A 16,217-nucleotide genomic window follows, 5' to 3' on the forward strand; every position below is an offset into this window, starting at 1 on the left:
GGCCGCGGTGTCCAGGACGAACGCCTCGACGGTGCGGGTACGCCCCGAGAAGGTGGGATTGGTGCCGATCGACACCGCGGCCTGGTAGCGCTCCCCCGGCACGACGGTGCCCGTCACCGGCCCGTGCCCGAGCACGGTGAACCAGGCGGCGTACACGCCGTCGGCCGGGATGGCCGAGTGCATCGGCGGCGCCACGTTCGCGGTGGGAAAGCCCAGCTCCGCGCCGCGGCCCTCGCCGCGGACGACGACGCCCTCGACGCGGTGCGGGCGGCCCAGCGCCTCCGTCGCCGCCACCATGTCGCCGGCGTCGACGCAGGACCGGATGTAGGTGGACGAGAACGTCACGGTCTCGTTGCTGTGGTGCTCGGACAGCAGCGACATCGACTCCACGGCGAAGCCGAACCGCTCGCCGGCCTTGCGCAGGGTGGCGACGGTGCCGGCGGCCTTCTTGCCGAAGGTGAAGTTCTCCCCGACCACGACCTCGACCACGTGCAGGTTCTCCACCAGCAGTTCGTGGACGTAGCGCTCCGGGGTGAGCTTCATGAAGTCGGTGGTGAACGGCATCACCAGAAAGACGTCGATGCCCAGCTCCTCGACCAACTCGGCGCGCCGGGTCAGCGTCGTCAGCTGCGCGGGGTGGCTGCCGGGATAGACCACTTCCATGGGGTGCGGATCGAACGTCATCAGCACCGTCGGCACGTTGCGCGCGCGGCCGGCTTTCACCGCGTGCGCGATCAGCTCGGCGTGGCCGCGGTGCACCCCGTCGAACACCCCGATGGTGACCACGCATCTGCCCCAGTCCGTGGGAATCTCGTCTTGGCCGCGCCACCGCTGCACGAGGGCTAGCCTACGGCGCCCGGCGCGAACATGGGGTGGCGAGATCGCTGTTGACTCTGCGCCGAGACTGCGTCCAGATCGCCACTTGCCCCCTTGGGGACGCTCTCACCGCAGTCTCGATGGCGGCGCGGCACGCCGAATCAGGTGTGGGTTGCCTAAACTTTCTGGTTGTGAGGGCTGACGATGAGCCAGGCGGCATCACCGCGGTCGGCCAGGACTACCTGAAGGTCATCTGGAATGCCCAGGAGTGGTCGATCGAGAAGGTCAGCACCAAGATGTTGGCCGACCGGATCGGGGTGTCGGCCAGCACGGCGTCGGAGTCGATCCGCAAGCTCGCCGAGCAGGGCCTGGTCGACCACGAGAAGTACGGCGCGGTCACGCTGACCGAGGCGGGGCGCCGCGCGGCCCTCGAGGTGGTGCGCCGGCACCGGTTGTTGGAGACCTTCCTGGTCAACGAGCTCGGCTACCGCTGGGACGAGGTGCACGACGAGGCCGAGGTACTCGAGCACGCGGTGTCGGACCGGCTGGTGGCGCGCATCGACGCCAAGCTCGGCTATCCGCAGCGCGACCCGCATGGCGACCCGATTCCGGCCTCCGACGGTCAGGTCCCCACCCCGCCGGCCCGCCAGCTGTGGGCGTGCCGCGACGGCGACACCGGGACGGTGGCCCGCATCTCCGACGCCGACCCGGAGATGTTGCGCTATTTCACCGGCGTCGGGATACAGCTCGACTCCCGGCTGCGGGTGCTGACCCGTCGGGAATTCGCCGGCATGATCTCGGTGGCGATCGAGTCCGCCGACGGCGCGGAGAGCACGGTCGACCTCGGCAGCCCTGCGGCCCGGGCCATCTGGGTGGTGGCCTAGCCTTTCGCGCGCCGCTTTTCTCGCGCCGAACGTGCATTCACGGCGAGATCCGCGCGAATTTTTCGCCCTGAGAGCACGTTCGGCGCACGTACTCAGCTGCTCAGCAGGCCCTTGGCGATGTGGGTGACCTGCACCTCGTTGCTGCCGGCGTAGATCATCAACGACTTCGCGTCGCGGGCCAGCTGTTCCACCCGGTACTCGGCCATGTAGCCGTTGCCGCCGAACAGTTGCACGGCCTCCATCGCGACGTCGGTGGCCGCCTCCGACGAGTACAGTTTGATCGCCGACGCCTCGGCCAGCGACAGCGGCTTGCCCGCCTGCTGGCGCTCGATGGTGTGAAACACCATGTTCTGCACGTTCATTCGGGCGATCTCCATCTTGGCCAGCTTGAGCTGGATCAGCTGGAACTGCCCGATGTTCTTGCCCCACAGCGTGCGGGTCTTGGCGTAGTCCACGCACAGCCGGTGGCATTCGTTGATGATGCCCAGCGCCATCATCGCGATCCCGATCCGCTCGGCGGCGAAATTGTCGCGGGCGCTGTCGCGGCCGTCGCCGTCGGCCTCGCGCTGGTTCTCGCCGAGCAGTCGATCGGGAGTCAGCCGCACGTTGTCGAAGAACAGCTCGCCCGTCGGCGAGGACATCATGCCCATCTTCTTGAACGGCTTGCCCTGGGTCAGGCCCGGCATGCCCGCGTCGAGCACGAAGATCAGCACCGGTCGGTTGCGCCGGTCCACCGAGGGGTCGCCCTCGTCGAGTTTGGCGTAGACCACCAGCACGTCGGCGCACGGCCCGTTGGTGATGAACGTCTTCTGGCCGTTGAGGATGTAGTCCTCACCGTCCCGCTTGACATAGGTCTTCATGCCGCCGAACGCGTCGGAGCCGGAATCGGGCTCCGTGATCGCCCACGCCGCAATCTTTTTCAGCGTCATCAGGTCGGGCAGCCAGCGTTCCTTCTGGGCCAGCGTGCCGCGGCTCATGATGGTCGCCGCGCCCAGGCCGAGGCTGACCGACGCCGTGCTCAGCAATCCGATGCTGACCCTGGCGATCTCGGACACCAGCACCGCGACCATCGACCCCTGAGCGCCGTCGAAACCGCCCGCGCCGTCCGGTTTTTCGTTCTTGCCGGCGCGCTCGCGCTCCAGCATCTTCTTGACCGACTCGGCGGCCATGACGTCGAGGCCGAACTGGCTGAACAGCTTTCGGGCGATGGGGTAGGGCGACAGCGCACCGCTTTCCAGTTCGTCCAGATGCGGGCGGATCTCCTTGTCGACGAACTGGCGAACCGCATCCCGAACCATCAGGTCGGTGTCCGACCATTCGAACATGGCGCCCTTAGCGTTCGGCGCGCTGGTAGGCGGTGACGACGGCGGCGCCGCCCAGCCCGATGTTGTGCTGCAGCGCGGCGTTGACGCCCTCGACCTGACGCTTGTCGGCGGTGCCGCGCAGCTGCCAGGTCAGCTCGGCGCACTGCGCCAGCCCGGTCGCGCCCAGCGGGTGCCCCTTGGAGATCAGGCCGCCCGACGGGTTGACCACCCAGCGTCCGCCGTAGGTGGTGTCGCCGTTGTCGACCAGCTTGGGCGCCTCGCCCGGGCTGCACAGGCCGAGGGCTTCATAGAGCAGCAGCTCGTTGGCCGAGAAGCAGTCGTGCAGCTCGATCACCTGGAAGTCCTCCGGCCCGAGCCCGGACTGGTCGTAAACCTGTTGCGCGGCTTGCACGTTCATGTCGTAGCCGATGAGGTTCTTGGCGCTGCCGTCGAAGGTCGACGCGAAGTCGGTGGTCATCGCCTGGCCGACGATCTCGACCGCCTGGCCGGCCAGCCCGTGCTTGTCGACGTAGTCCTCGGAGGCCAGGATCGCCGCGCCCGAACCGTCCGAGGTCGGCGAGCACTGCAGCTTGGTGAGCGGGTCGGAGATCATCCGAGCCGCCAGGATGTCGTCGAGCGTGTAGGACTCCTGGAACTGCGCGTACGGGTTGTTGACCGAGTGCTTGTGGTTCTTGTAGCCGATCTTGGCGAAGTGCTCCGCGGTGGTGCCGTACTGCCGCATGTGCTCGCGGCCGGCGGCGCCGAACATCCAGGGCGCGACGGGCATCGCGAACTCGTCGATGGCGGCCATCGCCTTGACGTGCTTGCCCATCGGCGATTCGCGGTCCTGGGCGCCGCCGCTCAGCGCGCCCGGTTGCATCTTTTCGAAGCCGAGCGCGATCGCGCAGTCGACGATCCCGCCGCGGATCGCCTGCGCCGCCAGGAAAAGCGCGGTCGAACCGGTCGAGCAGTTGTTGTTGACGTTGACGATCGGGATGCCGGTCATGCCCAGCTCGTAGAGCGCCCGCTGGCCCGACGTCGAGTCGCCGGCGACATAGCCCACGTAGCCCTGCTGCACGTCGCGGTAGTCGACGCCGGCGTCGGCCAGCGCGTTGGTGCCCGACTCCCTCGCCATGTCCGGGTAGTCCCAGCCCTCGCGGCGGCCCGGCTTCTCGAATTTCGTCATGCCGACGCCGACGACGTAAACCTTGTTGGACATAGCTCATGCCTTCCGAACGGTGGGCATTTTGACACCCGTCTGGTCGGCAGCTTAGCCGTGCGGGTTGGCCGGCCGGAACCCCGCTCGCGACGTCGTCATCCCATGCTCATTGCGCCCCGTTTTGCGTAGGCTCGAACCAAGTACCAACGACGAAAGATTCACGATTATGAAGGCGACGGTTACCCCCGAGGCCGCCAGCGCGATCGCCGAGATCGCCCAGCGCCATGGACTCTCCCAAGATGCGGTGCTTTCGATGCTGGTCGCGCTGCGCATCGGGGGCGGCACCATGGCCCAGTTCAACATCCCCGAGCTCGGCGGCAACGGGCAGTGGATGCGGGGCGGGAAACACCGCGGTGGTGGCGAGCAGCTGGGCCAACTCGTTGCACAGCGCGTCGACGCGGGCCTTGAGCGCGTTGTCGAACATGTTGCCGACCATCGTCATGCCGCCCCGCCCCCGCACTCCCCGGCGGCATTCGCCTCGAACAACTGGTGGCCGGCCGACCTGGGGGTACCGAGCTCGGTCGGCGGACAGAATGACGTGCGCTACGCGTTCTTCCCGAGCACGCGGCGCCTGGCGATCCACATCAATGGCGTCACAAGGATTTTCGATACCGGCGAGCACCAAATCGGCGGTGTGCAACAGCAGCAGGGCACCGGATACAGCTCGGTGAGCTTCACCAGCCAGTTCGGCACGTTCGGCGTGTCGAGTCTGCATGAGGTCGGTAGCCACCAGGCGGCGCAGTCCCAAGCCGCGTCACCTGCCCCCGGCTACCAGGCGCAGTACCAGTCCGGCCCGCCGCCGCAATTCGCGCCCGAGGTGCAGTTCCCACCCGAGGTTCCGGCGGCCAAACCCGCGTCCGCTCCGACGGACAATTCCGGAGATTCCCAGGCCATCGTCGCGGCCATCGAATCGCTGGCCGGGTTGCACGAACGCGGCATCCTGTCCGATGAGGAGTTCGCCGCGAAGAAGGCCGAACTGCTCAGCCGGCTCTGACGCGTCAGAGCGTGGCCGGACGCAACACCACCACCGACCGGGTCCGCGCACCCTCGTCGCGCAGCAGCGCGATCACCCGGCCGTCGGCATCGGCGGCGGCGTAGACGCCGTCGATTCCGGCCGGCGGCAGGGACCGGCCGTTACTCGCCGCCAGGGCCTCCTCGGCAGTCAGGTCGCGGCGGGCAAACATCAGCAGGCACGCCTCGTCGAGCGTCAGGGTCAGCCGGGGCACCTCGGCCAGGTCGTCGAGCGAGCGCGCCTGGTCCAGCCCGAAGCGCCCGACGCGGGTGCGCCGCAACGCCGTCAGGTGCCCGCCCACGCCGAGCGCGGCGCCCAGGTCGCGGGCCAGGGCGCGGATGTAGGTGCCCGACGAGCAGTCCACCTCGACGTCGACGTCGACGAGGTCGTCGTGGCGCCGGACGCGCAGCACCTCGAATCGGTCGATCCGCACCGGCCGCGCCGCCAGCTCGACCGTTTGGCCCTCACGGACCAGCCGATAGGCGCGGCGTCCGTCCACCTTGATCGCGCTGACCGCCGACGGGACCTGCTCGATGTCCCCGCGCAGCCCGGCCACCGCGGCGGCGATCTCCTCGTCCGTCACGTGCCGGGGCGAAACCGTTTGCAGCACTTCGCCTTCGGCGTCCTCGGTGGAGGTGGTCTGCCCGAGCCGGACGGTCGCGGCGTACGCCTTCGACGCCCCCGTGAGCAGGCCGAGGATCTTGGTGGCCCGCTCGACGCCGATCACCAACACGCCGGTGGCCATCGGGTCCAGCGTCCCCGCATGCCCCACCCGGCGGGTGGCAAAGATGCGGCGACAGCGGCCCACGACGTCGTGGCTGGTCATCCCGGCCGGTTTGTCGACGACGACTAGTCCCGGGCCAACGCCCGGTTCCGTCAAAGCACGATCCCCGTCAGCACCAGGTCGCGCTCGACCGACCAGCGGCCCCGCAGCGCGGTCAGCGGCGGACCCGACAGCGCGGCGCCGTCGATCAGGACCTTGGAGACGAACGTGCCGGTGGTTCCCCGGCCGGACGGATCGGGGTCGAACACGATGTGGGCGTCCTCGAAACCCAGCCAGCGCTCGGTCAGCGGGAACCACGCCTTGTAGGTTGCCTCCTTGGCGCAGAACAGGATTCGGTCCCAGTGCAGGCCGGCGGGCAACGCGGCGATCTCCTGGCGTTCGTCGTCGAGGGCGATCGCGCCCAGCACGCCGTCGGGCAGCACGTCGTGCGGTTCGGCGTCGATGCCCACCGAACGCACCGCGCCGGCGCGCCCCACCACCGCGCCGCGGTAGCCCGTGCAGTGGGTGAGGCTGCCAACCACCCCGTCGGGCCAGAGCGGTTGCCCCTTTTCGCCCTTGAGGATCGGCACGGGTGGCACGCCGAGCTCACCCATCGCGATACGGGCGCAGTGCCGCACGGTGATGAACTCGTTGCGCCGCTTGGCGACCGACTTGGCGATCAGCGGCTCCTCTTCGGGCAACGGGCTCAGGCCCGGCGGGTCGGAATACACCTCCGCGTACGCGAGATCCTCCGACGCTGTGTCGGGCAACACCGACGCCACCAGCATGCGGCCGGTCATCGAGACTGCCGCTGCCGCACTCGTTCCCGGAATTGCTCGGCCTGGCGGCGCATTTCGGGGGTGATCACGAAGTGACCGCCGAAGTCGTTGAGATAGCCCGGCGCGTACTGGGGATCCGGCAGCACCTGGCGCAGCCAGCTGTACGGCTTGCGGCGGCGCCACTCCCGCGGGTAACCCACCGACACCTCCTCGAAGCGCACGTCGTCGTACCACGTCGTGCGCGGAATGTGCAGGTGCCCGTACACCGAGCAGATCGCGTTGTAGCGGGTGTGCCAGTCGGCGGTCTTGGTGGTGCCGCACCACAGCGAGAACTCCGGGTAGAACAGCGCGTCGCAGGGGTCGCGCACCAGCGGGAAGTGGTTCACCAGGACGGTCGGGGTCATCCAGTCGAGCTCTTCGAGGCGGGCGCGCGTCGCGGCCAGCCGCTCGCGGCACCAGGCCTCGCGGGTGGCGTACGGCTCGGACGAGAGCAGGAATTCGTCGGTGGCCACCACGTTGCGCTGCCGCGCGATCGCCAGGCCCTCGGCTTTGCTCGTCGCCCCCTCGGGCAAGAAGCTGTAGTCGTAGAGCAGGAACATCGGCACGATGGTGGCCGGCCCGCCGCGCTCGGTCCACACCGGGTACGGATGCTCGGGCGTGACCACGCCCATCTCGTCGCACATGTTGACCAGGTAGTCGTAGCGCGCCTTGCCGAAGATCTGGTTGGGATCCCGGGTGGTCGTCCACAGCTCGTGGTTGCCGGGCACCCAGATCACCATGGCGAACCGGCGACGCAGCACGTCAAGCGCCCAGCGGATGTCGTCGGTGCGCTCGGCGACGTCGCCCGCGACGATCAGCCAGTCGTCCGGCGACGACGGGTACAGCGATTCGGTGACCGGCTTGTTGCCCAGGTGCCCGGTGTGCAGGTCGGAAACCGCCCACAGCGTCGGCTGCGCACCATTCGTCGATTCCCGGCTCGCCACGACTAACCAGCCTAACGACCCGCGGCGATGAGCCCGTTCCCGCCGGGCCCTTGCCCGCGGGATTAGAACGTGTTCTCTTTTCACTGCGGGGGCTCTACACTCCCCGGCAAGGGAGGGCAGAAGATGTCGGTGATCGCCAAGCTGCGCCAGATTTCGGCGCTGGGCGCGCTGGCCGCGGCGCTGGTCGTGGGCTGGCAGAGCGCCCCGCCGGGGCCGAGCGGCGGTGGTCCGGTCGAGCTGCGGTCGACGGCCGAACCGATGGAGACCACGATGAAGAGTCCCATCGTGGCCACCACCGACCCGCGTCCCTTCGACGCGTGCGAGGACATCCCGTTCGACGTCGTGCAGCGGCTTGGGTTGGGTTTCACGCCGCCCGAGCACGAGGACGGGCTGCGCTGTCACTTCGACGCGGGCAACTACCAGCTGGCCGTCGAGCCCATCATCTGGCGCACCTACGAGCAATCCCTGCCCGCCGACGCGATCGAGACCACGATTGCTGGGCACCGCGCGGCACAGTACTGGGTGATGAAGCCGACCTATCACAACAGCTTCTGGTTCTTCTCCTGCATGGTGGCGTTCAAGACCAGCTACGGGGTGTTGCAGCAGGCGCTGTACTACTCGGCGGTCTACTCCAACCCCGAGGTGGACTGCATGTCCACCAATGTGCAGCGCGCCAACGACCTCGCGCCGTACTACAAGTTCTGAGTTACGCCGCCCGGCGTCCTGGAAAAACCTAGTGTGGGGTCGGTGAGTACCACCTCGACGCGCCCCGCGCAGCCCAAGCCCCGCACGCTAGGACGGGCGGGCGACGCCGCGCTCGGCCGGCTGTTGGGCCTGCCCCGGGCCACCACCGAGTACACCGTCGAGCGCGTCGACGTGCCGATGCGCGACGGGGTCACGCTGGCCGCCGACCACTACGCGCCCGTCACCTCGAGCCCCACGGGCAGCCTGCTCGTCCGCGGACCCTATGGGCGGCGGTTTCCGTTTTCGCACGCCTACGCGCGGCTGCACGCGGCTCGCGGCTACCACGTCGTGCTGCAGAGCGTGCGCGGAACGTACGGCTCGGGCGGGGACTTCGACCCGATGGTCAACGAGGCCGCCGACGGCGCCGACACGGTCGTCTGGCTGCGCGAGCAGCCCTGGTTCACCGGCCGGTTCGCCACGGTCGGGGTGTCCTACCTGGGCTTCACCCAGTGGGCGCTGCTGCAGGACCCGCCGCCGGAGCTGGCCGCCGCGGTGATCACCGCGGGCCCACACGATTTCAACGCTTCGGTGTGGGGCACCGGCTCGTTCGCCGTCAACGACTTCCTGGGCTGGAGCGATCTTGTCGCTCACCAGGAGGACCCGCGACGGGTCAAGATGGCGCTGCGCCAGCTGCAGGCCCGGCGCAAGGTGGCGGAGGCGGCGGGTGCGCTACCCCTGGGCGCCGCGGCCCGTACGCTGCTCGGTGAGGGTGCGCCGTGGTTCGAATCGTGGATCGAGCACCACGAGCATGACGACGTGTTCTGGGACGCCCGGCGGTTCACCGACGCGCTGGACCGGGCGCAGGTGCCGGTGCTGCTCATCGGCGGCTGGCAGGACATCTTCATCCGGCAGACGCTGCAGCAGTACGCCCACCTGCGCGGCCGCGGGGTCGACGGCGCGCTCACCGTCGGCCCCTGGACACACACCCAGCTGCTGGGCAAGGCGCTCCCGATCAGCGCGCGGGAGACGCTGGACTGGCTGGACACCCACCTGGGCGGCGAGGCGCAGCGCCGGCCGAGCCGCGTGCACGTCTGCGTCACCGGCGTGGACAAGGGCCAAGCCTGGCGCCACCTGCCCGACTGGCCGCCCGCCACCACCGAGCGGTCGTTGTACCTGCGACCCGGCGGGCACCTGGGCGAGACGGCGCCCACCCCGGATGGGTTGGCACCGGCGACATTTCGCTACGACCCGGCCGACCCGACGCCCACCACCGGCGGTCCGCTGCTGTCCACGAACGGGGGCTACCGCGACGACACTCGCCTCGCCGCGCGCGAGGACGTCCTCGCCTTCACCAGCCTCACGCTCACCCACGATCTGTACGTCTACGGGAATCCGGTGGTCGAGCTGGCGCACAGCTCCGACAACCCCCACGTCGATCTGTTCGTCCGGGTCAGCGAGGTGGACGCCAGGGGCCGGTCCCGCAACGTCAGCGACGGCTACCGACGGCTGGGCGGTGCGGACGCCGCCGCTGGGACCGAGATCGTGCGGGTGGAGCTCGACGGGATCGCCCACCGCTTCCGCGCCGGATCGCGCATCCGCGTCCTGATCGCGGGCAGCTGGTTCCCGCGCTTTGCCCGCAACCTCGGCACCGCGGAACCGATGTTGACGGCCGGGCAGGCCACACCGGCCACCCACTTTGTGCACTACGGGGGCTCCCGGCTGCTGCTTCCGGTCGGCCCAGCCGACCCGCTGAGCTGAGACCGACCCGCTAACCGACCGCGTCGCGGACCCGCAGCGCCACCCGGTCTAGCGCGGCCTCGTCGTGCACCGGCGCGGCCAGGCGAACGTCGGCCAGCGGCAGCTGCGCCCAGCTGGTGCAACCGCCGTACTCGGGGGCGCGCGGGATCCGCACCGGCTCGGCCAGCGGGATCACCGACACCACCAGCACGGCCAGCTTGTGCTTGGGCCGGAAATCCAGCCGATCCTCGCGCACCGACTCGGCGGTCCAGATGTGCAGATCTTCGATCGCCGACATGCCATCCGGCCGGTTAACCTCGTGTGCCGCAACGACTTTCACGGCGGCGCGCAGCACCAGGTGGTCGTCGGTGCTGTCGGCGGCCCCGGCATCCAGCAGGTCGCGGTGCTCGGGCCGGACCCGCTGGGCGTGGCTGTGGGCGGCGGTCGGGAACAGCAAGAACTCCCGGGCCGCGAGCTCGAACCGCTTTTCGCCGATGCCGCCCTTGCGCAGCAGCACCCGCTGCCGGCCGTCGAGCAGCGCGTGCACCACCGCGCCCCACTCCTTGAGCGCTGGCGTCATTTCGCGGCGGCGAGGCGGGCCAGTACCTCCGGGCGGCGCAGCGGCGGCACGGTCTTCGGCGGCTGGCGGCGCGGCGGCAGGGCCGCCAGCAATCGCGTCGTCGTCTCGGTGACCTCGGCGACCGCCGCCTCGAACGCGTCGACGTTGGCGGCCGACGGGCGGGTGATGCCGCTGACCTTGCGCACATACTGGCGCGCCGCCGCCGCGACCTCCTCCGGGGTGGCCTCCGGCTGCAGGCCCCGCAGTTCGGTGATGTTCCGGCACATGATCTCAACGATAAACGCGCCGTCGAGTCTGCGTTCAGCGCATCGAGCCTGCGGTCAGAGCCAATATTTCGGCGCAGCGACGCGCTCAGCGCAGGCTCGGCGAGGCCCCGCGATCCCTGCTGACTACGGTGAACACATGACAGACGTCCTGCTGATCGAGACCGACGAGCGGGTGCGCACCCTGACCCTCAACCGCCCCCAGGCGCGCAACGCGCTGTCCTCTGCGCTGCGGGACCGGTTCTTCGGCGCACTGACCGACGCCGAGGCCGACGACGGCGTCGACGTCGTCATCGTCACCGGCGCCGACCCGGTGTTCTGCGCGGGGCTGGACCTCAAGGAGCTGGGCAGCGAAACTGCGCTCCCCGACATCTCGCCGCGCTGGCCGGCGCTGACCAAGCCGGTGATCGGCGCGATCAACGGCGCCGCGGTCACCGGCGGGCTGGAGCTGGCCCTGTACTGCGACGTCCTGATCGCCTCCGAGCAGGCCCGCTTCGCGGACACGCACGCCCGGGTGGGCCTGCTGCCGACTTGGGGCCTGACCGTGCGGCTACCCCAGAAGGTGGGGGTCGGCCTGGCCCGGCGGATGAGCCTGACCGGGGATTACCTGTCCGCCGCCGACGCGCTGCGCGCCGGCCTGGTGACCGAGGTGGTGCCCCACGATCGGCTGATGCCCACGGCCCGCCAGGTGGCGGCCTCGATCGTCGGCAACAACCAGAACGCGGTGCGCGCGTTGCTGGCGTCCTATCACCGCATCGACGACACACACACCAGCACCGGGCTGTGGCTCGAGGCGACGGCCGCCCGCCAGTTCCGCACCAGCGGCGAGGACATCGCCGCCAACCGCGACGCCGTGCTGCAACGCGGGCGAGCCCAGGTGCGTTAGGAGGAAGCGATGCGTGCTCGCCGCTACACCCTGCGGGCCCTCGGTGGCCCGGCCCTGGTGGCCGCCGTGATCGCGGCGCCCGCGCCGCTGGGCGGCGCGGTGCCGCCCCCGGGCTTCCCCAGCCTCGACGGCTTCACCTCCGTCGCCGCGGACGGCTACGCCACCGCGCCGCAGGGCAGCGCGCCCCGGATCAGCTTTTCGCCCACGCCGACGCTGGTGTGCGACTTCTATGGCGGAACGGCGCCCCCGCCGCAACCGTCAGGGGACATCAAGTGCAGCGGCGACATGCCCGGCATGGACGACGTGCCGTTTCCCGGCGGCGGGCACACGAAGCCGGGTGATTGCGTCGTGGGCGCGGTGAATTTCAAGGGGCCGGGCTACGAATTGAGCCGCATGACCTACAGCGGGTGCGAAGGCAACCCACCACCGTTGACGTCCGGCGGTAAGCCGCTGGCCGCGGGACAGAAGGTGTCGTACCTGAACGTGACCTGCGCCGTGGGCGCCGACAACCTGGTGGCCTGCCTGGACACCACCAGCGGGGACCACGGCTTCGTGCTGCAGCGCTCCGGAAGCTGGGCGTTCTGACGCGCGGTTAGCCGAGCGCCGCGCGCAGCGACGCGACCGCGTCGTCGATCGAACCGACGGTCGAATAGCCGGCGGCCAGCCGGTGGCCCCCGCCGCCGAACTCCGAGGCCACCGCCGCGAGGTCCACCTGGGCCTTGGCCCGCATCGACACCGACCAGTGCTGAGGGTCGACCTCCTTGAACACCGCCGCCACCTCTGCCTGCTGCGTGGTGCGCACGATGTCGACGATGCTCTCGACTTCCTCGGCGCGCGAGCTGATCCAGTCCCGGTGCTCGACGACGGCGTACACCAGCCCGCGACCGCCGACCGCGTCCGGCACCAGTTGCGCCGAGCCCAGCACCCGCGACAGCAGCGGCAGCCACCCGAACGGGTGGGTGTCCATCAGCGTGCGGCTGATCGCGGCGTTGTCGACGCCGAGGTCGACCAGCCGGGCCGCCAGCCGAAGCGCCCGGGCGCTGGCCCAGCGGAACGATCCGGTGTCGGTGGTCAGGCCGGCGTAGATGCAGTGCGCGACGTCGTGGTCGATCGGCTTGCCCCACGCGTCCAGGATGTCGGCGACCATCATCGTGGTGGAATCCGCCGACACGTCGATGAAGTTGGCGCTGCCGAACCGGTCGTTGGAGGCGTGGTGGTCGATGACCAGCGACTGGCGGCCCGGACCGGCCAGGTCGCTCAGCTCCCCGAGCCGCTTGATGCTCGGAACGTCAACGGTGACAACGAGATCGACGTCGCGGCGCAGCTCGTCCGGGCGGACCAGCAGTTGACAACCGGGCAGTGTGGCCAGCGACTCGGGCAGCGACGCCGGCGCGGCGAAACTGACCTCGACGCGCTTTCCGCACCGGTCCAGCACCAGCGTCAGCGCCAGCCCCGCGCCGATGGTGTCGGCGTCGGGGTGGACGTGGGCGATCACCGCGATCGACGCGGCGCGCGACAGCAGCTCGACGGCGCCGTCGGCGTCTACGGACAACCCCTGAGCGCCCCGAGGGGCACTCGCCAGGTCAGTCTTGGGGTCGATCGTCGTCACCGGCGTTCCCGTCGCTCGCGTCCCCAGCCCCGCTTATCCGGTATGGATCGGCCTCCCCGGCCGGCTTGGCACCCGAGCGAACTCGCGCCAGATCGGCGTCCGCGGCGCGGGCACGCTCCAGCAACTCGTCCATCCGCTGCACGCTGTCGGCCGTCGTGTCCCGGGTGAACGTCAGCGTCGGCGTGAAGCGCACACCGGTGCCGGCCCCAACCTTGGTGCGCAGCGCGCCCTTGGCCCGCTCGAGCGCGGCCGCCGCGGCGGCGTAGTCGGGCTCGTCGTCGAGCGTGCGGCCCATCACCGTGTAGAACACGGTCGCGTCGTGCAGGTCGGCGGTCACCTTCGCGTCGACGATGGTCACCCCGTCCAGGCCCGGATCCTTGATCTCGAACTCGATCGCCGAGGCGACGATGGTGAAGATCCGTTTGGCCAACCGGCGCGCCCTGGCCGGGTCAGGCATGATTCACCGCCTCTCCCCCGCAAGCGGGAGGTACCCCCACCTCATCACACAATCCCTTTTCTGCATCGTCAGCGGCGGTCAGGCGCGTTCCTTCTGCACGAGCTCGTAGGACTCGATGATGTCGCCTTCCTTGATGTCGTTGTAGCCCAGCGTCATACCGCATTCGAAGCCCTCGCGGACCTCGGTCACGTCGTCCTTCTCCCGGCGCAGCGAGGTGATCGTGAGGTTGTCGGCGACCACGATGTTGTCCCGCAGCAGCCGGGCCTTCGCGTTGCGGCGCACCACACCCGAGCTGATCATGCAGCCGGCGATGAGGCCGACCTTGGAGGACCGGAAGATCGCGCGGATCTCGGCGCGGCCCAGCTGGTTCTCCTCGTAGATCGGCTTGAGCATGCCGCGCAGGGCCTTCTCGATCTCGTCGATCGCCTGGTAGATGACCGAGTAGTAGCGGATCTCCACACCCTCGCGGTTGGCCAGCTCCGTCGCCTTGCCCTCGGCGCGCACGTTGAACCCAATGATGATCGCGTCCGACGCCGACGCCAGGTTGACGTTGGTCTCAGTGATGCCGCCGACGCCGCGGTCGATGACGCGCAGCGCCACCTCGTCGTCGACCTGGATGCCCATCAGGGCCTCCTCCAGCGCCTCGACCGTACCGGCGTTGTCGCCCTTGAGGATCAGGTTCAGCTGGCTGGTTTCCTTCAGCGCCGAGTCCAGGTCCTCCAGGCTGATCCGCTTGCGCGACCGGGCCGCCAGGGCGTTGCGCTTGCGGGCGCTGCGCCGGTCGGCGATCTGCCGAGCGATGCGGTCCTCGTCGACGACCAGGAAGTTGTCACCTGCGCCGGGCACCGACGTGAACCCGATGACCTGCACCGGCCGCGACGGCAGCGCCTCCTCGACGTCCTCGCCGTGCTCGTCGACCATGCGGCGGACGCGGCCGTAGGCGTCGCCCGCGACCACCGAGTCGCCGACCCGCAGGGTGCCGCGCTGGATCAGCACGGTGGCCACCGGCCCGCGACCACGGTCCAGGTGCGCCTCGATCGCCACGCCCTGCGCCTCCATGTCGGGGTTGGCCCGCAGGTCCAGGGCGGCGTCCGCGGTCAACAGCACCGCCTCTTCCAGCGCCTCGATGTTGGTACCCACCTTCGCCGAGATGTCCACGAACATCGTGTCACCGCCGAATTCCTCTGGGACCAAACCGAATTCGGTGAGCTGCCCGCGGATCTTCTGCGGGTCGGCGCCCTCCTTGTCGATCTTGTTCACCGCCACCACGATCGGCACGTCCGCGGCCTGCGCGTGGTTGATGGCTTCCACCGTCTGCGGCATCACGCCGTCGTCGGCGGCGACCACCAGGATCGCGATGTCGGTCGCCTTGGCGCCGCGGGCACGCATGGCGGTGAACGCCTCGTGACCCGGGGTGTCGATGAAGGTGATCAGCCGCTCGGTGCCGTCCAGGTCCACGGCGACCTGGTAGGCGCCGATGTGCTGGGTGATGCCACCGGCCTCGCCCTCCCGGACGCTGGCCTTACGGATCGTGTCCAGCAGCCGGGTTTTACCGTGGTCGACGTGACCCATGACGGTCACCACCGGCGGCCGGGTCTGCAGGTCCTCCTCGCCGCCCTCGTCCTCGCCGTACGTCAGGTCGAAGGACTCCAGCAGCTCGCGGTCCTCGTCCTCGGGGCTGACGACCTGCACCACGTAGTTCATCTCGCTGCCGAGCAGCTCGAGCGTCTCGTCGCCGACCGACTGGGTGGCCGTCACCATCTCGCCGAGGTTGAACAGCGCCTGCACCAGCGAGGCCGGGTTGGCGTCGATCTTCTCGGCGAAGTCCGAGAGCGACGCCCCCCGCGCCAACCGGATGGTCTCGCCGTTGCCGTGCGGCAGCCGCACGCCGCCGACGACCGGCGCCTGCATCGAGTCGTATTCCTGGCGCTTCTGCCGCTTGGACTTGCGGCCACGCCGGGGCGCGCCGCCGGGGCGGCCGACCGCGCCGGCCGCGCCGCCGCGCTGTCCGGGGCGGCCACCGCCGCCACCGCCGGGGCCGCCGGGACGGCCCCTGAAGCCACCCCCGGGCGGGGCGCCGACGCCGCCGCCACCGCCGCGGTAGTTGCCGCCACCGCCGTCAGCGCGGCCGCCGGGCCCACCGGGCCGGCCGCCGCCGGGTCGCGGGGCGCCGGGCCGGGCCGGGCGGCCCTGCCCCGCGGCACCCCCTGGCCGGGGCGGGCGGGGGCGGCGCGCCGCGGC

17 protein-coding genes are annotated in these 16,217 nt (G+C 70.1%); 6 read left to right on the forward strand and 11 right to left on the reverse strand.

Going from position 1 to position 16,217, the window contains the following annotated elements:
• Positions 1-837 (reverse strand): bifunctional riboflavin kinase/FAD synthetase (locus A9X00_RS06870; RefSeq protein WP_067150925.1); only part of this gene is annotated, 837 nt, incomplete at its 3' end.
• 170 nt (positions 838-1,007) lie between these two features.
• Between A9X00_RS06870 and mntR the strand changes: the two genes are divergently transcribed.
• A complete protein-coding gene (mntR, locus tag A9X00_RS06875) occupies positions 1,008-1,700 on the forward strand; it encodes a manganese-binding transcriptional regulator MntR (protein ID WP_067150928.1) in 693 nt (230 codons plus the stop codon).
• A 92-nt stretch (positions 1,701-1,792) separates the two neighbouring features.
• Here the strand turns inward: mntR and A9X00_RS06880 are convergent, their stop codons facing one another.
• Both A9X00_RS06880 and A9X00_RS06885 read right to left on the reverse strand, forming a co-directional pair.
• Entirely contained in the window at positions 1,793-3,025 is a 1,233-nt protein-coding gene (locus tag A9X00_RS06880; protein ID WP_067150931.1) for an acyl-CoA dehydrogenase family protein, read from the reverse strand.
• A 7-nt stretch (positions 3,026-3,032) separates the two neighbouring features.
• Positions 3,033-4,223 carry a lipid-transfer protein gene (locus tag A9X00_RS06885; RefSeq protein ID WP_067150934.1) on the reverse strand — a complete coding sequence of 397 codons (1,191 nt, stop codon included), beginning with the start codon at positions 4,221-4,223 and terminating at the stop codon, positions 3,033-3,035.
• A gap of 166 nt (positions 4,224-4,389) precedes the next feature.
• Here A9X00_RS06885 and A9X00_RS06890 point away from each other — a divergent pair, with 166 nt between their 5' ends.
• On the forward strand, positions 4,390-5,217 hold the full coding sequence (locus A9X00_RS06890; RefSeq protein WP_067150937.1) for an SHOCT domain-containing protein: 828 nt from the start codon (positions 4,390-4,392) through the stop codon (positions 5,215-5,217).
• Positions 5,218-5,221: 4 nt separating this feature from the next.
• Here the strand turns inward: A9X00_RS06890 and truB are convergent, their stop codons facing one another.
• Genes truB through A9X00_RS06905 form a run of 3 tightly spaced genes read right to left on the reverse strand, consistent with a single transcriptional unit; the run spans position 5,222 to position 7,760 of the window.
• Positions 5,222-6,115: a tRNA pseudouridine(55) synthase TruB gene (gene truB, locus A9X00_RS06895; protein ID WP_067150940.1), complete on the reverse strand. Its 894-nt coding sequence runs from the start codon at positions 6,113-6,115 to the stop codon at positions 5,222-5,224.
• Positions 6,112-6,798, reverse strand: a complete 687-nt coding sequence (locus A9X00_RS06900; protein WP_067150943.1) for a 4'-phosphopantetheinyl transferase — start codon at positions 6,796-6,798, stop codon at positions 6,112-6,114. The genes truB and A9X00_RS06900 overlap by 4 nt, the downstream gene beginning before the upstream one ends.
• A complete protein-coding gene (locus tag A9X00_RS06905; RefSeq protein WP_067150945.1) occupies positions 6,795-7,760 on the reverse strand; it encodes a metallophosphoesterase in 966 nt (321 codons plus the stop codon). The genes A9X00_RS06900 and A9X00_RS06905 overlap by 4 nt, the downstream gene beginning before the upstream one ends.
• A 123-nt stretch (positions 7,761-7,883) precedes the next feature.
• Here A9X00_RS06905 and A9X00_RS06910 point away from each other — a divergent pair, with 123 nt between their 5' ends.
• Both A9X00_RS06910 and A9X00_RS06915 read left to right on the forward strand, forming a co-directional pair.
• Positions 7,884-8,465, forward strand: a complete 582-nt coding sequence (locus tag A9X00_RS06910) for a DUF3558 domain-containing protein (RefSeq protein WP_156771956.1) — start codon at positions 7,884-7,886, stop codon at positions 8,463-8,465.
• 42 nt (positions 8,466-8,507) lie between these two features.
• The gene (locus tag A9X00_RS06915; protein ID WP_067150971.1) at positions 8,508-10,202 is read left to right on the forward strand and encodes a CocE/NonD family hydrolase; all 1,695 of its coding nucleotides are present in this window, start codon (positions 8,508-8,510) and stop codon (positions 10,200-10,202) included.
• A gap of 10 nt (positions 10,203-10,212) precedes the next feature.
• On the opposite strand, the gene A9X00_RS06920 is transcribed toward A9X00_RS06915, so the two are convergent.
• Both A9X00_RS06920 and A9X00_RS06925 read right to left on the reverse strand, forming a co-directional pair.
• Entirely contained in the window at positions 10,213-10,761 is a 549-nt protein-coding gene (locus A9X00_RS06920) for a DUF1802 family protein (protein WP_067150948.1), read from the reverse strand.
• Positions 10,758-11,027 carry a DUF2277 domain-containing protein gene (locus tag A9X00_RS06925; protein WP_067150951.1) on the reverse strand — a complete coding sequence of 90 codons (270 nt, stop codon included), beginning with the start codon at positions 11,025-11,027 and terminating at the stop codon, positions 10,758-10,760. Before A9X00_RS06925 ends, A9X00_RS06920 begins: the two co-directional genes overlap by 4 nt.
• Positions 11,028-11,163: 136 nt before the next feature.
• Between A9X00_RS06925 and A9X00_RS06930 the strand changes: the two genes are divergently transcribed.
• On the forward strand, positions 11,164-11,910 hold the full coding sequence (locus A9X00_RS06930) for an enoyl-CoA hydratase (RefSeq protein WP_067150952.1): 747 nt from the start codon (positions 11,164-11,166) through the stop codon (positions 11,908-11,910).
• Positions 11,911-11,919: 9 nt separating this feature from the next.
• On the forward strand, positions 11,920-12,495 hold the full coding sequence (locus A9X00_RS06935; protein ID WP_067150956.1) for a hypothetical protein: 576 nt from the start codon (positions 11,920-11,922) through the stop codon (positions 12,493-12,495).
• A gap of 7 nt (positions 12,496-12,502) precedes the next feature.
• Here A9X00_RS06935 and A9X00_RS06940 read toward each other — a convergent pair whose 3' ends face one another.
• The 3 genes from A9X00_RS06940 to infB all read right to left on the reverse strand — a co-directional run.
• On the reverse strand, positions 12,503-13,519 hold the full coding sequence (locus tag A9X00_RS06940; protein WP_156771957.1) for a bifunctional oligoribonuclease/PAP phosphatase NrnA: 1,017 nt from the start codon (positions 13,517-13,519) through the stop codon (positions 12,503-12,505).
• Complete coding sequence (gene rbfA / locus A9X00_RS06945) at positions 13,494-13,976, reverse strand: 30S ribosome-binding factor RbfA (RefSeq protein WP_067150962.1); 483 nt, start codon at positions 13,974-13,976, stop codon at positions 13,494-13,496. The genes A9X00_RS06940 and rbfA overlap by 26 nt, the downstream gene beginning before the upstream one ends.
• Before the next feature lie 78 nt (positions 13,977-14,054).
• A partial coding sequence (gene infB / locus A9X00_RS06950) for a translation initiation factor IF-2 (RefSeq protein WP_082974793.1) occupies positions 14,055-16,217 on the reverse strand: 2,163 nt, incomplete at its 5' end.

The organism is Mycobacterium sp. 1245805.9 (assembly GCF_001672915.1).
In the GTDB taxonomy this organism is placed as follows: domain Bacteria; phylum Actinomycetota; class Actinomycetes; order Mycobacteriales; family Mycobacteriaceae; genus Mycobacterium.

Excerpts from the sequence above, each read along its gene's own strand:
- A9X00_RS06880 (WP_067150931.1), bottom strand. The coding sequence starts at position 3,025 with ATGTTCGAATGGTCGGACACCGACCTGATGGTTCGGGATGCGGTTCGC.
- A9X00_RS06885 (WP_067150934.1), bottom strand. The coding sequence starts at position 4,223 with ATGTCCAACAAGGTTTACGTCGTCGGCGTCGGCATGACGAAATTCGAG.
- A9X00_RS06890 (WP_067150937.1), top strand. The coding sequence starts at position 4,390 with ATGAAGGCGACGGTTACCCCCGAGGCCGCCAGCGCGATCGCCGAGATC.
- A9X00_RS06900 (WP_067150943.1), bottom strand. The coding sequence starts at position 6,798 with ATGACCGGCCGCATGCTGGTGGCGTCGGTGTTGCCCGACACAGCGTCG.
- A9X00_RS06910 (WP_156771956.1), top strand. The coding sequence starts at position 7,884 with ATGTCGGTGATCGCCAAGCTGCGCCAGATTTCGGCGCTGGGCGCGCTG.
- A9X00_RS06920 (WP_067150948.1), bottom strand. The coding sequence starts at position 10,761 with ATGACGCCAGCGCTCAAGGAGTGGGGCGCGGTGGTGCACGCGCTGCTC.
- A9X00_RS06925 (WP_067150951.1), bottom strand. The coding sequence starts at position 11,027 with ATGTGCCGGAACATCACCGAACTGCGGGGCCTGCAGCCGGAGGCCACC.
- A9X00_RS06930 (WP_067150952.1), top strand. The coding sequence starts at position 11,164 with ATGACAGACGTCCTGCTGATCGAGACCGACGAGCGGGTGCGCACCCTG.
- A9X00_RS06935 (WP_067150956.1), top strand. The coding sequence starts at position 11,920 with ATGCGTGCTCGCCGCTACACCCTGCGGGCCCTCGGTGGCCCGGCCCTG.
- rbfA (WP_067150962.1), bottom strand. The coding sequence starts at position 13,976 with ATGCCTGACCCGGCCAGGGCGCGCCGGTTGGCCAAACGGATCTTCACC.